Below are 16,817 nucleotides of genomic sequence, written 5' to 3'. Positions count from 1 at the left end.
TTTTTACCGGGGGCGGTGGAACGTTCCCGGTTTTTTCACGTCAAAAATCTGCTGGGGTTAAAGTAATTTTTTACTCATGCTGGTGATGTTTTAGGGGTTAAGTTTTAATTAATTTGTTATTGTATATAGTTTAGGGTTGAAATTGAAACCGGGTGTTATTTTTTATAGGAAACCGTTACCGTTTTGCCTTCGATGTTGAATTTTACGTTATTGAGTTCCAGTATTTTAAAAACATCGGCAAGGCTGCTTGTTCTCGATATTTCGCCGAAGTATTTTTCTGAGGGCATGCTGCCATCATAAACCACATCAATATTGTACCAACGGCCCACCTGCCGCATAATAGATTGAATATTTTCGCCATCAAAAGAAAACAAACCATTTTTCCAGGCAACTTCCTTATCAACATTTATCGGGTGGGTTGTAATGGTTTCATCCCCTGCCCTGTTAATAATGGCTTGCTCGCCTGGCGCAATGAACGCGGAGTTTGAGCCGGAAATAACTTTTACAGAGCCTTCCAGCAAAGTGGTTTTTACCTCCGCTTCATCAGCATAGGCATTGATGTTAAAATGAGTGCCTAATACCTGGATTGTTTGCAAGGCCGATTTAACCTTAAAAGGCATCAGCTTATTTTTTGTAACTTCAAAATAAGCCTCTCCGGTAAGGCTAACCATGCGCTCGGTACCTTTAAATACAGTAGGATAGGTTATTGATGATGCAGCATTGAGCCAAACATTGGTACCATCGGGCAAGATAACCCGATACTGCCCGCCTTTAGGAGTCGAGATTGAATTTTGAAGTGAGGCATCCCCGCCGTTATTATCCGATACAGCTTTGTAAATAATTTGCCCATCGGCGGTTTTAGTAATACTCACACCGGCCTGCCTGGCTACTTCGCCTTTTACGGCATCGTCAAGCGAGATTTTTGTTCCGTTGGCAAGGGTTAAAAGCGCCTTATTCGCACCGGGAACTATGCCATTATAATTATGTGCGGCAATATTGTTTTTACCATCATCGCCGCGAATAATAAAGTACGCTCCAAATGAAATGAAGAAAAGAATTAAGGCCGCTGCTGTGTATCTTATCCAAAGGGACTTTACTCCGGTAAAAACAGGCTTTTTTTGCAGCTCTTCAATCCGTTCGTCTATCGCGTTTTTAATGCGCTCCTTTAAATAAAAATAATCCTGCTCATTTTCATCGGTGATAACATCGTCATTTAAATCAAACACATTATAATAAGCTTCCAGAAACTTTGTTTCTTCATCGGTAGCTTCTCCTAACCTGTATTTTGCAAGTATTTGTATAAAATATTGCCTGCTTAGCTCGTCCATTTATATCTTTTATACTTACATGAGTCAAAAGATTTAAAATAGCCCACAAGAATTTAAAAAAAAGTTATTTTTTTTATCAAATTTTCATCCAATGCGCTATTTATCCACGATAATGCCAATAAAAATGACTTTTAAATAAAACGCGCCGATTTTAATGGATTAAAATGAAAAAAAACAATCGATTACGTTTTTTGATAAAAATAAAGCAGCACATGGATTAAGAAAAGCGACTTGCGAAGTGCGGTAAGCGCCCTGCCCATTTGGTTACGCACTGTTTTTGGCGATATCTGTAGCTGATCTGCTATTTGCTGGCTTGATAGGCCCTCATTAAAACGTAAATTGAATATTATTTGCTGCTGGGGGGGCAGGGTAGTTATGAGTTCATTAAAAGCTTTTAAAAATTCATCATGGAGCATATCGGCGTCAGCACGGCCAAGCGGACTTTCCAATTCTTCGACACCATCGGGCAGGGCTGCATATTTAGCCTCCTTTTCCATATACTTGAAAACGCCATTGCGGGCAGCAACAAGTAAGTAGGCCGGTAAATTATCTATTGCCGATTTTGAGCCGCGGGTCCACAACTGAACAAATACGTCCTGGGCTATGTCCTGGGCGCGTTCGGTATCGCTTAGCCTTTTGTAAGCTGTGTTATAAACCTGTTTCCAATATTTATTATACAGCACGTCAAAAGCAGGTTTACTCCCCTCGCTTAAAAGCAATAAAAGTTGGGCATCATCTGCGTTTTGTAAATCCTGACTCATGGGACTGCAATATAAGTTTATTGATGATAATGATGAATTTTCGCGAGTAAAACCTCGTGATTAGCTTAAGAGTTTAAAAACGCACTTTCATCTCAATACAAGGAATCAAACGTCCCGGAATATAACTCACCACATGTAGATGGCGATTAATACGATGTAAATTCTCATTTATACCTGCTCCCACATCTATCCTCATCTCATCAACAGTTAACGTGACTAACTTTAACCAGTAGTTGGTATTAAAGAAATTGAATTATGCTTTAGCAGCAATAGTACAAAGATGCTGCTTTGTAAGGGAGTTTAACGAAAATGCAAAAATTCGACTTATTACAGATAGTCCATGGAAATTATAGACAATTCGAAAATATAGATGTTCTTTATCAAATCAAAATATTTAATTAAGAAATGTATTGAGCGCCTTCGCCGCCCAGGGAAATAATTATGGATTTGTAAAATTTCTTTTTTAATTGATTGTAAAGCACATAAGAAGACAGAGCAAAGGATTGAAAAATGATTGACTTTCCGATTGTCGTTCCTCCATACGAAGATGAAGAAATGCAGTTTGTCAAACGTCAGCATGAACCTATTATTCCGAAGGTTTGTTTTATGAAGTTCAGGACGTTTTAAACGGCAACAAAAAGAAATCGGCTACCAAATTCGCGCCGACAGGTATGCTGCCACTAAGGGGCCTTTTGGAATGCCCTGATTGTCATAGAATGCTTACCAAGAGTGCATCAAGGGCAGGCACGGCAATTACTTTCGCTATTATCACTGCACCGGGAATTGCAAATGCAGGTCGATAGCAGCTAAAGATATCGTGGGGAGATATGCCAATTAGCCACAATGTATAAATAATGACTTGGTGATAATATTAAGTGATTGTTTAATGCATTTGGTCATTAAATTTTATTAGTATTGTGGTGACCTGAATTTCATTTACCAATGAACACGTACCACATCTTACCTACTCTAATTGTTCGTACACCCAATTTTAGTTATACTAAGTATAACATAAAAAATTGTCCCGAAGTTATCAACGATTCCGATTTTCAATTGGCGTTATATATTGCTAACCCCACATTTTACGGGGTTCTTAAAACTAAGAAATTTGAATGGGAAGCTTTAAATGATAAAGAGCAACTTACGGTAACAAAGTATTATAATAGGATGTCGTTTAGAACCACTCCTTTTGGAGCGTTTTCGTCTACAAGCACAGCCGAATGGAGTGAAATTAATAAGGTTTGCATACTCAACGATTTTAAGCTGCATTTGGTGCCCGACCAAGAATTGCTGATAAATATACATGGTGCGTTGCCACGATCTAAAGACGGTTATATAATAAACTCGACATTGTATAAAGCTTACAAGGATTTTAGATTTGTTAAAACAAATTTCGATCCTGTTAACAGGAAAACTTTTTATTCTTTAGACTCCTATGAATACAATGGGTTCAGCAAAAAATTAGTTGGGTTTTTAAAATCGGGGGTAGAGTCGAAGCAAAAGCTGGTTGATTTTTTATTGCAGGAAACCAGTTATAATACAGATGAAGCACATACCTACATCAATTTTTTACTTGATGCTCAATTGATATTTGCTGCCTATCATCCATATATTATAGGCCCCAATGAACTCCCCTACCTGGCCGAACTATACAGCAGTGAAAAGCAAATAGCCGATGCTTTCACTAAATTTCAAAACCTGGCCGCTGTAAACATACCTCAAGTGCGCGCGCTTGAAGATATTGCATACGAATTTAACACATGGTTTATTGATAAAAATTTACCCACTCCTAAAAGTTATTACTACGCTAATGCTGAACAAAGTGTGTGCAGCGGAGGCGTCGATAGCCGATATCAGAAGCAGTTGGCAAAAGTTGTAAAAATATTAAGTTACTTATCGCAACCGTCATATAACGGGCAGATGGAAACCTTCATAGAGCGATTCAGAAATCGCTATGAGCAAAAGAAGGTTAACCTTTTATCAGCCCTGGACCCCGATTTGGGGATAGGGTACGCTGATTCTGCTGCTCACTCAGAGCAAAGCTCGCTCTTAAAAGATATGGGCTTTACCAATTCTAATTCGGCCGTTTCTTTGCAATGGTCATCTGCGCATCAATTGTTATTAAAGGCTTGGACGCAACAAACGGGCAGAAATATTTATGCCCCAATTCACATAAGCTATAAAAGTTTGAACCCGGATATTGATCAGCATGTAAGCACGCTTCAATCTCCATCTTTTCCGGTAGTTTTTAGAGTAGTAGATAATCGAATTATTATAGATAACGCGGGCGGGGTTACAGGAACAGCTATTTTGGGGCGTTTTAACTTGTTTAGCGATACAAATTGGCAGCTTGGAAAAACATTAGCTCAGCATGAGCAAAGCGCTAATCCCGATGTGCTTTTTGCTGAGTTAGGCCAGCTTTCCGACCCTCATGTAGATAATATTAACAGGCGCCGGCCAATTTATGACTTTGAAATCCCAATTAACAGCAGGTCTGTATTGGAGAAGGATAATGTTTTAGCACTATCTGATTTGGCTATAAGCTTAAGAGGGAATGATTTAATTCTCGAATCAGGTTCAAAGCATAAACGGGTAATTCCAAGGTTAACAACAGCTTACAATTACCGCCACAATGATTTGGCTATATTTCAGTTTTTATGTGATTTACAATACCAGGGCTTGCACTCAAATTTATCATTTGACCTGGCCGCATATTTTCCCGGCCAATCTTTTTATCCTCGGGTAGAGGTAGATGAAATAGTTATTTCTTTGGCCACCTGGCATCTAAGTAAAGAGGACCTGCTTCTGTTGCAGGTTAAAGATTTGCTCCAAGCCGAGCAACAGCTAAGGTTGATAAAACAGCAATTACATTGGCCCGATATAGTTGCCCTTACACGCCATGATCAACAATTGATATTTAATCTTAACGATCAAAATGAATGCAATATGTTTCTGAAATCGTTAAGTGGATTAATCGCTGCAACAATTCAGGAATACCTGCTCCCGCTGACCCAAAATGCCGTGGTAAAGGTAGGCGATGACCCGGTTAACAGCCAGATGATCGCTTTCTTTTATTCTCAAAATACAGTATTGAATCCCTTATCTGATGGCAAGCAAGCCGAAGCTAAAAACATTAAGCGGAAATATATGCTGGGCTCGGAGTGGCTGTATCTCAAAATTTATTGTACACCGGCATCTTCAGATTATTTACTCACCAACAAGGTATTTCCGCTAATAAACCGTTTTATGAAAACCAAAATGTACAAATGGTTTTTCATTCGTTATAATGACGCTGGTGGTTATCATATCAGGTTGCGGATGAAGGTAAAAGACCAATACATAGGCGAGATTTTAAATGCGTTTAGACGTTATATGGATGATAGCTTGAAATGTGGTATTATCCACAATTACCAGGCTGATATTTATTTTCCGGAGTTGGAGCGTTATGGGCCGCAAACAATGAATGAAACCGAAGATGTATTTTTTACAAGCAGTAAATTGGTTGCGGCTTTTATAGAAAAAAAGAGGCAATTCCCAGAGTATTACTTCGATCATCAGTTAGCTTTGATTTCGGTTTATTATATGAGCGCCCTTGCATATTCAGACAAAAAAGAGCAGAGTCACTTTCTTAAAGCCATGGCTAACCAATTTTATGCTGAATTTTCAACAGACAAATTGCTGCGGATAGATTTAGATACAAAATACAGAGAAATGAAGGATGAGATTTTGTATACACTATCGGCCACAAATCATAAGCTGCTGGCAGAGTTAGGCGATGGTACCGGAGAAATGTTAGCAAGTTTAGAGGCGCTGATAAATAAGGTAAATACTTCTGACCGTGACCGTAAAGCACAACTACTTGCTGATATTATACATATGCACTTAAACCGCACTTTTAAAGCCAAACAGCGGCGACAGGAAATGGTAACTTATTATTTGGCAAGCAAGTTTTGTGCATCTCAGATAGCCCAGCTATCCCAAAAGGAACATAATAAAGCCATTTCCGAAGAGCTGAGTAACTAAGGCAATGATAGTATTAATATAAATAAAATTGATACTTTGGCACTAAATGGCAAAGAATTGGGTAATGCTAATTTAACCAATAGCTAATTTAAAAAAAAAATTTAGACCTGTTGGCTAAAATAATTCCGGAGGCCGGGGTTTGTATTTATTGGGCGAATTTGCAGGTGCGCGAAGGGGTAGATTTAAATAAAAGGCAGATAAATATATATTTATCTGCCTTTTAAAAAGACGGCAATATAATTAATTGCCAGGGTCAGATTAGTTGATTTCTGACTTCGATGGCTTAGAATAGTTGGAAAAACCGCCTGTAACGGTAGTTAGGGTTAAAGTTGTTGGGTCTAACATTGGTTTGTTCATACCACCTGTACTGGTAGCAAAGTTGTACAATGTTTTGATGTTGAAGGAAGGTGCGGTTGTTTGTAAAGTTTTCATAAAGGTTGTTTTTTTTTTAATAAAGAACGGGACAATCAAAACAGTTTTAAAATTTTTTAGGTCAAATGAGGTTATCTAATGGTTAAAAGTGAATTTAGCGTGGTTAGAAATATAATTAATAAGAAAATTATAATCAATCATACCATTTTTTGGTTTTTCTTTATTCTGTATGAGATGGGTTTGTTCTTTATTCTGAACGCCCTTACCAGTTCATTTGCTGATTACCTGGTACATTATATTTTAAATATTGGGTTGTTTTATGTAAACACATACCTTGTTTTAAAATGCAATACTTTTAAAAAGAGATACTTCTTTCTGATTGTAATTTTATTGTTAGAAATTTTGGGCTACCTGGTTGTTAATTATGGGGTTGATAAATACTTCGAAATACACCACATCCCGGTTTCTAAGCTGGTACATCCTTTAAAATTGTTTATAGTGCCGGTAGTTTGGCGCGCAATATATTTTCTTGCGTTAAGTACCAGTTATACCTTTTATGTATACAACATTAACTTTAAGAAGCAAATAATTGATTTGCAGCAGGATCAGTTGAACTCTTTAAGTTCAAAAAATCAGTTGGAAAAAGAACTGTTGCAATCACAAAATGCGAATCTGAAAATGCAGGTAAATCCGCATATGCTTTTTAATACCCTTAATTTCATATATAACAAAGTGCGGAAAACCTCTGCGGAGGCCGGGGAAGCAATTATGTTATTATCAGAGGTTTCAAGATACACCTATATAGCTACCAGTCATGAAGAGGCATCAAGCCTGATTGATGAGGTTGAGCAGATCAGGAATTTGATTCGTCTTAATCAAATTCGATTCGATCATGAATTATGTATCTTTCTTAACACAACCGGAGATCTGGACGGCCATATGATACCTCCGTTATCATTGCTAACCTTTGTAGAAAATATTTTTAAATACGGAAATTTGAGAAACGCTGATTTTCCGGCAATAATAAGTATTGACGTTTTGGATAAGGAAATACATTTTAAAACTTTAAATCAAATTATAACTACTCCTTTAGAACGTAGTGGTGATAAAGTAGGTATAAAAAATACCGAATCAAGACTTAGAAATTATTATAAAAACAAATTCAAGTTGAGCATTATAAATGGCAACGATAATTTTGGGATAGATTTAAAAATACAGCTATAAATGGAAAATAAGAATTGTATAATTATTGATGACGAAATTCATGCAATAGAGCTATTATCTGACTACATATCAAATGTACCCGAACTAACGCTTCTGGGAGCTTACCAGGATTCTACCGAGGGCTTAATGAACGTTAATAACCTTGCACCTGACTTTTTATTTCTGGATGTAGATATGCCCAGGCTAAATGGTATTGAATTAAGCAAGTTAATAACTACCGATACTAAGGTGATTTTCACAACAGCTTCGCCTGATTTTGCCATAGAGGCGTTTGAGATAAACGCGTTTGATTATTTATTAAAGCCTATTTCAAACTCCCGGTTTTATAGATGTATTAATAAGCTGGCAAAAATTAATGAGAAGAGTACAAAACCTGCAACAAGCAGCGATGAATACTTCTACATTAAAAGTGAAAATAAGGGTAAAATGATAAAAATTAATTACCAGGATATTTTGTATGTAGAATCAAACAACAATTATGTAACCATCGCCTTGCTAAACCAAAAATATAACGCTTACTTAACACTAACTGAAATTGCTACCCAGTTGCCTGCCAATTTGTTTCACAGGGTGCACAAATCTTTTATTATCAATCATAGTAAAATAAATTTTATTGATGGCAACCAGATTATTTTGATTGATAAAACCGTGTTACAGATAGGCAATACATATAAAGAGGCTTTTTTGAATCTAATTCAGAATCATACCATGAAAAGTTCGAGATAAGTATTGTTCACCAGGCTATTTATAGCCAGTAACGGTATGTTATAAAAGGAACGCTATTCTTATTTAAGAGAGAGGCCGGCCAATTATTGGGCGGTTTTTTTTTGTGCAATACACTGAAACTGTTAGCAAAGGAAGAGTTTTCGGTATTGAAAATCCTACAGCCTTTAAAATAGTATCACTTTACCGAAGAGAATTTTACTAAAAAAAGGGAAAATCATATTTTGACCCTGTGAATAGCCTCGTTCACCTAAAATCTTTTCAGTTAGCAACCCACCACGCTACATTTATAATATCAAAGGAAACGCCAGCAAAAGCGCGATTTAAGATTTGAGTGTTAACGCCTCCTTTGTAAGGTTTACCAACCAATGTTAAACCGCCATCTAAATTTTAAAATAGTAAGAATATGTTAGTTGCGGTAGCGATAGCTCTGCGCAAAGCTGAACAAACAAGTGAAAAAGACAATTTAACCAAATATATCATGGTTGCACCGAGTTGAAATTAAGCGGCAACAATGCAGTGATTAACCCTGGAATGCTACATGTTTTAAATAAACAGGTTATGATGAAGAAAAACGAATGGTATTTAATTTATACAAGATCAAAGCACGAAAGAAAAGTGGCTACTTTTTTAGATTGGAAAAATATCAAATCTTTTTTACCGCTTAACCAGGTATTAAAACAATGGCATGACAGGAAAAAGCTTATTGAGGAGCCGCTATTTCCAAGCTACCTTTTTGTGTATCTGCAAACAGTAGATGACTATTATGAATGTTTAAACTGTGAGGGGGTATTCACCTTCGTAAAAACAGGTAATGAAGTAATAACAATAAAGCAGTCGTTGATAGATCAATTACAAATATTGGTAAATAACGTGCAAAACATAAAAGTATCAGGTTCTCAATTTATTCCCGGCCAAATGGTAACTATTATAGATGGGCCGCTTGCCGGTGTTTCCGGAAAAATTATAACGGCCAATAAAAAGAATTCAATTATTGTCAACATCGAAATGCTTGATCGGAGCCTAACCGTAGATCTTGATCAATGCCAGGTAACAAGCTTTAAAGAGCAGCAAGTATTAACCATTTAACTTTATCTAAATGCAGCAAATAAACCTTTTCTGCTTTCCTTATGCGGGTGGGTCAGCATCTATCTATAAAAATTGGAAAAAGCACTTACATCCGCAGATAAACTTAATGCCGGTGGAGATAGCAGGCAGGGGAATGCGTATGAATGAAAAGCTATACGCTGATATTGACGAAGCAACAGAAGATGTATTTGATTTTGTAACCAAACATACTGTTAAGGGCCAGCCTTATGCGTTTTTTGGACATAGCATGGGTAGCCTTTTTTGCTATAGACTGGTTCAAAAACTGGCAAGCTTAAACTTACAAATGCCCCGGCATATTTTTTTTTCTGGTCGGGGAGCACCACATGTTGAAAGGCCGGATAAAGTAAAATATCATTTACTTAACCCCAATGATTTTGAGCGGAAAGTGTTGGAATTGGGCGGTACGCCGCCAGAGTTTTTTGAATATAAAGAACTGATGAACTTGTTTCTGCCCATTTTAAAAAACGATTTTAAAATGGTTGAAACGGCTGAAGTGAGTAAAAATATAGTGCCTTTAGATGTTGATATCTCCATTTTTAACGGTAAAGACGATGATTTAATTCCAGAGCAACACACTGGTTGGAAATTGCACACCAAACGCTTGTGCAAGGAATACTACTTCGAGGGCGGCCACTTCTTTCTTCATCAACAAACTGAAAAAATCATACAAATTATAAATGCTATGCTGATTGCAGAAAACTGCTACAGCCTGTAACCTATCATACTTACTTATATGTTAAAATATTCAAATCTTACCGAAACAATAAAAGATAAAATAAACCAGCATCATATTGGTATTACTTTTATTGACAGTGCCAGCCACGAGCATTTTCTTTCGTATGCGCAACTTTATGATGCAGCTTTAAACGCACTTTTCTTTTTGCAAACTAAAGGGCTTAAACCTAAAGATGAACTGGTGTTTCAAACAGAAAATAATAAATCATTTGTTATTACTTTTTGGGCATGCTTACTTGGAGGCATTATTCCGGTACCGGTTTCGGTAGGGCAAACAGATGATCATAAGCAAAAACTGTTTAACATATGGAAAGTATTGACTAACCCACACCTGTTAATATCATCAGCCCATCTAAACGCCATCGGGGCTTTTGCAGGGCTGAATGCCGAAACAAATAATTATATTGATATGCAGGTTAAACATATCGATGAGGATGTGCTTTTTGTTCAAACAGGTAACCCGGTAATTTACCAGGCCAATCCAGACGATATTGCTTTTATTCAATTTTCATCCGGATCAACAGGTAATCCTAAAGGCGTAATCCTCACACATAAAAACCTGGTAACTAATATAGCGGCAATAGGTGCCGCCGGCCAGTACAACACCAGCGATTCATTGATGAGCTGGATGCCGCTAACCCATGACATGGGTTTGATTGGTTTTCATTTAAGCCCTTTATATCATAACATTCAACAATATCTTATACCTACGGGGCTTTTTATTCGCAGGCCCGCTTTGTGGCTTGATAAAGCGAGCGAGCATAAACTAACAGTACTATGTTCACCTAACTTTGGCTATCACTATATAATAAAGCATTGTGCTGCAAAACAGCAGGCAAACTGGAATTTTAGCCATATAAGACTGATTTACAATGGCGCCGAACCGATATCATTAAAGATTTGTAATGAATTTAACACTTTCCTCAAACCCTTCGGATTGCGTGATGTCGCTATGTGCCCCGTTTATGGTTTGGCCGAGGCCAGTTTGGCAGTTAGCACTTCTGGCCTTACAGATAAGGTTGATTGGGTTACGCTTGACCGTAAGCAAGTTAGCTATCTGGATAAGGTAAGTATAAAAGAGTATTCGGACAGCGATGGTATCGACTTTGTAAATGTTGGAAAGCCGGTGGACAATTGCTCCGTAAATATTTTAGATAACGACGGAAATGAATTGCCTGCAAACACAGTTGGCTGTGTAACAATAAAAGGAGCTAACGTAACGCAAGGATATTATCATAACGAAGCTGCAACAGCAGCGCTGTTTGTTAACGATGGATGGCTAAAAACCGGGGATCTGGGGTTTATTAAGGATGGAAACCTGTACATTACCGGAAGGATTAAAGATATCATCTTTGTAAACGGGCAAAATTTTTATCCTCATGATATTGAACGGATAGCGGAACAAGTAGAGGGAATTTCTCTTAACAAAGTTGCCGTTGGAGGAAGCTATAATTATGAAGCCGGTAAAGACGAAATTGTTGCTTTTGTATTTTACCGTAGCAGCTTAAATGAGTTTATTGCTACAGAAAACCGATTAAAGGAAGTAGTTAATTTAAATATTGGCCTACAGATAGATAAAGCCATACCCGTAAAAGATATTCCGCGCACTACAAGCGGCAAACTTCAGCGCTTTAAACTGTTGGAACGCTACCGGGCCGGAGAGTTTAACGACATAGAGCAGCAATTAGCTAAAATTAAAGCAACTGCCTTTGTTAATGAAGATGTTTTTGAGTTGCCTCAAAATGATACAGAGCAACGCTTGCTGAACTTATGGAAAAAAGTGCTTAAAACAGACAATGTAGGAGTAACAAACAATTTTGTGAGCGCCGGTGGTAACTCACTTAAGGCGGCGGAACTGGCCATGTATATTGAAAAAGAATTTGAGATAGCGTACTCCATCGCAGCGCTATACCGCAATCCTACGATACGACAACTATCTAACAGTATCGGTGATTTTAAACAACGGGCTTATACACCAATTCCTAAAACGGAAGAACAAAAATATTATGCGCTATCGCCCGGTCAGCGGGCGATATATTATCAGTGGGAAATTAACCCGCAATCGGTGGCCTATAATATTCCAACGGCATTACAAATATCCGGAGAACTGGATGTTGTACGATTGGAGGGTTGTATGCGCAGGTTGCTGCAAAAGCACGAGGTTTTCAGATCTGTATTTTTAATGAGAGAAGAGCCCGTTTTTAGCGTTTTAGAAGAAACAGTATTTCAATTAAAAACTGATTACATTAACGATGAGGAGCTTGATGAAAAACTAAAGGCACAAATACAACCTTTTAATTTAACCCTTGCTCCATTGTTTAGAAGCACAGTATTTTTAACAAACAAAGGAAAAACTTTCTTATTCGTAGACTTCCATCATATTATTTCTGATGGACTTTCGGTTCATAATTTCCTATATGAGTTACAGGTTCTTTATACAGAAAAACATTCCGGGCTACCAACTATACAATATAGCGACTATGCGTGTTGGGCAAATCAAAATGCAACCCCCGAAAATTTAAAAGATAAGGAGGCTTACTGGACAAATAAACTCGCAGGTGACCTGCCTGTTTTGGAACTTCCTGCAGACTTTAAACGTCCGGCTGTATTTAATAATAATGGTAGTAAATTAAATTTCAGCATCAACGAAACATTAACCAGTGATTTGCAGCAGTTGGCCACGCAAAACAACGTTACAATGCATGTGTTGCTGCTGAGCATTTACAATTTGTTTTTGCTAAAATCAACTGGTCATAAACGGATAGTTACCGGTATCCCGGTTGCAGGCAGGCAACACCCGGATTTATTCCAGCTACAGGGTATGTTTGTAAACAACCTGCCAATCATTACCGATTTTTATGCTGAAAACACTTTCATTTCGCTTCTTGCAGCCACAAAAGATGATTTTGATAGTTCATTACAAAATCAGCAATATCCATTTGATCAAATGATATCGGGCCTGGCAAGGCAACGCGATGTAAGCAGAAACCCACTGTTTGATACCATGTTTGTTTACCAGAATATGGGCCTTCCGCAGGTAAAAGATTGTGAGTTTAGTTACACTAAACATTTTTTTGATCCGGGAAGTACCAAGTATGACTTCTCCATGGAAGTTTTTGAACATTCAAATTTTATTGAATATAATTTTGAATATGCTACATCGTTGTTCCATAAAGATACTATTGTGAAGTTGGCTTCGCAGCTGCATAATTTAGTGCAAAACATCATTACCAATCCCAATGAAAAACTAAAGAACCTATCATGCTTAGATGCGGAGGATTATAAAAATTATGTCGAGGATTTTAATGACAGTAAACTAAGTTATCCCAACGATGCTACAATTCATGAGCTTTTTGAAGAGCAGGTAGTAAGGAGCCCGTTAAATATCGCACTTGAATATGGCGAGATTCAAATAACGTATAAAGAACTTAACGATCAGGCAAATGAACTGGCGCGTATGCTGTCAGCACAAGGCGTTAAACCAGATAGCACAGTGGGCATATTGTTGCCTCACTCGCCCGAATTACTGATAGCGATATTCGGTGTGCTTAAAGCTGGGGGCGCGTATCTGCCTATTGACACAAGCTTACCTGAAGAAAGAATAAGCTACCTGCTTACAGATAGCAGAACAAATATTGTGATAACTGATATCAATAATAAGCAACTGCTTGCAGCGGCTTGCAGCACAGCACCTGAGCAGCCATTGTTAATTATTGATATTGATAATTATCAAACCCTGAATAGTTTGGTTAATACGCATACAGCAATTAAACCTACTGCCCGCCATTTGGCCTATGTAATTTATACATCAGGTACTACCGGTATGCCTAAGGGCGTAATGATTGAACATCGGTCATTAATAAATTATACTTGCTGGGCAGCACACACTTACTTGAAAGATAATGCCGGCGCATTTGCTCTGTACAGTTCTATTTCATTCGACTTAACAATTACCTCCATTTTTACGCCGCTTATTACCGGCAATAAAATTGTGATTTACCAGGACAATGATAAAGAAGTATTGATTGAAAGGGTAATTACTGATAGCAAGACAGATGTAGTAAAACTCACACCATCGCATCTTAAAATTATAAATGAAAGTAAAGCAATATCTTCTAATGAAGATTATAAAGTAAAAACATTTATTGTAGGTGGCGAACAATTGGAAACATCACTGTCAGAAAACATATGTAAAAAGTTCAATAACAACGTAACCATATATAATGAATACGGCCCTACCGAAGCTACAGTAGGATGTATGATTTATGAATTTAAGCCTGGCGAAGCATCTGTTTATGTGCCAATAGGTATTCCGGCTGCCAATACCCAAATTTATGTACTTGATAATTATATGAATCCGGTACCAATTAACGTAGCCGGCGAAATGTTTATTTCTGGCGATAGTTTGGCAAGGGGCTATTTATACAAAGATGAGATAACAAACGAAAAATTCATTCCCAATCCTTTTATTGAAGGAACAAGAATGTATAAAACAGGTGATATTGCCAAGCGTTTATTATGTGAGGAATTAGAGTACATAGGGCGCTTCGATCAGCAGGTAAAAATAAACGGGCATCGTATTGAACTGGCCGAAATTGAAAATCAGCTAATAAAGCATACAGCTGTTTCCAAAGCTTTGGCGATAGTAAAAACCAACAAAACAGGCCAAAATTTGCTCTGTATTTACTATACTGGCGCTGTAACAGATACCGATATTTTAAGAATGTTTATGGCAAAATACCTGCCATATTACATGGTACCCGGATATTATATACACCTTGAACAAATTCCTTTAACGGGTAATGGCAAGATCAACTATAGCGCGCTCCCTGATATTAATAGCAACCTGACACACAAGCCGAGGGTGCAGCCCAAAAACTATGTTGAAGAGATGCTTTTAATGGTATGGGCCGACGTATTGAAAATGACTGATATTCATGTAGACGACAATTTTTTTGAATTGGGCGGAGACTCAATTAAAGCAATACAGATTGCTTCAAGGTTATCTGAACATTGTATTGAAGTTAAAGCAAAGGATATTTTAAGGTATCATACCATTGCGCAGATTAGCTCGTACGCCACTTCAACTTTAGGCGAATCTACTTATACTCAAGGTGTAGTTGAAGGGACTAAGGTTAAAACGCCCATTGATAACTGGTTTTTTAATCAATATTTTGCAAAACCGGGGTATTACATGCAATCGATATCCCTAAGCCTTAATAAAGCGGTGAATATTGATACTTTGGAACACGCTTTCAAAATATTAATTAGCCATCATGACGGCTTGCGGATGAATTATGATGTCGTAAAAGAACAACTATTTATAAATAATAATCACTTAGGATGTGATTTTAAAATCATAGAACAAAGTATAAGCTCGTTGAATGGTCAGAACTCAGTAGCCTCCGATCTTTCTTTTTACAATATAAAATCGGGGCTTGATTTGGGTAAGGATTTGCTAATGAAAGCAGTGCTTATCAAAAACGATAGTAGAAGGAATCCTAATGGAATGCTTTTTATAACTGTGCACCACTTATTGGTAGACGGAGTTTCCTGGAGGATACTATTAGAGGATTTGTATAATATATATAACGCTTTAGCGAGGAATATCCAACCTCAGTTGCCGTTAAAAACAGCAAGTGTTATAGAATATGCCGAAGCTCATTATAGCTATGCAAAGACCTTTGAAGTAAACGACGTAGACAATAAATATTGGCAGTCCATTGATGATATCAGCTTTAAATTACCGGTTGACCAGTTAACCACTGATTGGCGTGTAATAAACTTAGGAAAAGCTACAGAAACACTCGGAGAGGAAGAAACCGGATTTTTACTGAGAGAGGCTAATCAGATTTATAAAACAGACGTGGCAATTTTATTAAATACAGCATTGGCAGCTGCATTAAGTAATTGGACGGGCTTAAGCACCCTGGTTATCGAACAAGAAAATAAGGGCAGGCACCTGGAAGATATAAACAGCACAAGAACTGTTGGCTGGTTTACCACAATGTATCCACTGGCTTTAAGTTTAACAGGTACTGATACCGCCGTAAGGATAAAAGCAGTTAAAGAAAAATTTCGAAGCACACCTAATGATGGGGTAGGTTACGGAATTTATAAGCAGGATAGTCAGAATTATCCGCATCCCAAAATTTCAGAGATACGGTTTAACTATTTAGGTGAATTTAACGAAGAGTTTGACAATGACTTATTTTCTTTCAATTATCTCGATACCAGTTTTGAAAGTGATCCGGAAAACCACCTTACAGCTATATTGGAGTTCAATTGTCTTGTTATTAACGGAAAATTCCAACTGGAAATACAATATAACAAACTGGCCCACCTTAAAGAAACGATTGAGAATTTAAAAAGCGATTTTATAAGCGAATTGCGGCTCATCCTTTCTCACATCAAAAACGAAAAACAAATACACTTTACCCCTTCTGATTTTGATATGGTAAGCCTGAGCGAGGAAGATTTTGATGTTTTGTTTTAGTTATTGATCTTCAAAAACTAAACTCATTTATTTTTTAATCGGGCC

9 protein-coding genes are annotated in these 16,817 nt (G+C 37.4%); 6 read left to right on the top strand and 3 right to left on the bottom strand.

Annotated features, from left to right (window positions below; genetic code table 11):
* Nucleotides 1-155 precede the first annotated feature (155 nt).
* Together AC1RM2_RS13755 and AC1RM2_RS13750 are read right to left on the bottom strand one after the other, a co-directional pair.
* A complete protein-coding gene (locus tag AC1RM2_RS13755; protein ID WP_492985639.1) occupies nt 156-1,328 on the bottom strand; it encodes a FecR family protein in 1,173 nt (390 codons plus the stop codon).
* 182 nt (nt 1,329-1,510) lie between these two features.
* A complete protein-coding gene (locus AC1RM2_RS13750; protein ID WP_492985638.1) occupies nt 1,511-2,089 on the bottom strand; it encodes an RNA polymerase sigma factor in 579 nt (192 codons plus the stop codon).
* 942 nt (nt 2,090-3,031) lie between these two features.
* Here AC1RM2_RS13750 and AC1RM2_RS13745 point away from each other — a divergent pair.
* Nucleotides 3,032-6,112, top strand: coding sequence for a lantibiotic dehydratase (locus tag AC1RM2_RS13745; RefSeq protein WP_492985636.1), 3,081 nt, complete (start codon nt 3,032-3,034; stop codon nt 6,110-6,112).
* Nucleotides 6,113-6,370: 258 nt separating this feature from the next.
* Here the strand turns inward: AC1RM2_RS13745 and AC1RM2_RS13740 are convergent, their stop codons facing one another.
* Nucleotides 6,371-6,544, bottom strand: coding sequence for a hypothetical protein (locus AC1RM2_RS13740; RefSeq protein WP_492985635.1), 174 nt, complete (start codon nt 6,542-6,544; stop codon nt 6,371-6,373).
* A 174-nt stretch (nt 6,545-6,718) separates the two neighbouring features.
* On the opposite strand from AC1RM2_RS13740, the gene AC1RM2_RS13735 reads away from it, so the two are divergent.
* From AC1RM2_RS13735 to AC1RM2_RS13715, 5 genes are all read left to right on the top strand, one after another.
* Nucleotides 6,719-7,708: a sensor histidine kinase gene (locus AC1RM2_RS13735; RefSeq protein ID WP_492985633.1), complete on the top strand. Its 990-nt coding sequence runs from the start codon at nt 6,719-6,721 to the stop codon at nt 7,706-7,708.
* Complete coding sequence (locus tag AC1RM2_RS13730) at nt 7,709-8,434, top strand: LytR/AlgR family response regulator transcription factor (RefSeq protein ID WP_492985631.1); 726 nt, start codon at nt 7,709-7,711, stop codon at nt 8,432-8,434.
* Between the two features lie 558 nt (nt 8,435-8,992).
* Nucleotides 8,993-9,520, top strand: coding sequence for a transcription termination/antitermination protein NusG (nusG, locus tag AC1RM2_RS13725; protein WP_492985629.1), 528 nt, complete (start codon nt 8,993-8,995; stop codon nt 9,518-9,520).
* Between the two features lie 10 nt (nt 9,521-9,530).
* A complete protein-coding gene (locus tag AC1RM2_RS13720) occupies nt 9,531-10,256 on the top strand; it encodes a thioesterase II family protein (RefSeq protein WP_492985628.1) in 726 nt (241 codons plus the stop codon).
* An 18-nt stretch (nt 10,257-10,274) separates the two neighbouring features.
* On the top strand, nt 10,275-16,772 hold the full coding sequence (locus tag AC1RM2_RS13715) for an amino acid adenylation domain-containing protein (RefSeq protein ID WP_492985626.1): 6,498 nt from the start codon (nt 10,275-10,277) through the stop codon (nt 16,770-16,772).
* The last annotated feature ends 45 nt before the right edge of the window (nt 16,773-16,817 follow it).

This window comes from Mucilaginibacter sp. GW822-FHT03E02 (genome assembly GCF_058801545.1).
Note: the sequence above shows the minus strand (reverse complement) of the source record. Positions and strands in the feature narration are given on the sequence as shown.

Coding starts and splice junctions, on each gene's coding strand:
- AC1RM2_RS13750 (WP_492985638.1), bottom strand. CDS start 2,089: ATGAGTCAGGATTTACAAAACGCAGATGATGCCCAACTTTTATTGCTT.
- AC1RM2_RS13720 (WP_492985628.1), top strand. CDS start 9,531: ATGCAGCAAATAAACCTTTTCTGCTTTCCTTATGCGGGTGGGTCAGCA.
- AC1RM2_RS13745 (WP_492985636.1), top strand. CDS start 3,032: ATGAACACGTACCACATCTTACCTACTCTAATTGTTCGTACACCCAAT.
- AC1RM2_RS13735 (WP_492985633.1), top strand. CDS start 6,719: ATGGGTTTGTTCTTTATTCTGAACGCCCTTACCAGTTCATTTGCTGAT.
- nusG (WP_492985629.1), top strand. CDS start 8,993: ATGATGAAGAAAAACGAATGGTATTTAATTTATACAAGATCAAAGCAC.
- AC1RM2_RS13730 (WP_492985631.1), top strand. CDS start 7,709: ATGGAAAATAAGAATTGTATAATTATTGATGACGAAATTCATGCAATA.
- AC1RM2_RS13755 (WP_492985639.1), bottom strand. CDS start 1,328: ATGGACGAGCTAAGCAGGCAATATTTTATACAAATACTTGCAAAATAC.
- AC1RM2_RS13740 (WP_492985635.1), bottom strand. CDS start 6,544: ATGAAAACTTTACAAACAACCGCACCTTCCTTCAACATCAAAACATTG.
- AC1RM2_RS13715 (WP_492985626.1), top strand. CDS start 10,275: ATGTTAAAATATTCAAATCTTACCGAAACAATAAAAGATAAAATAAAC.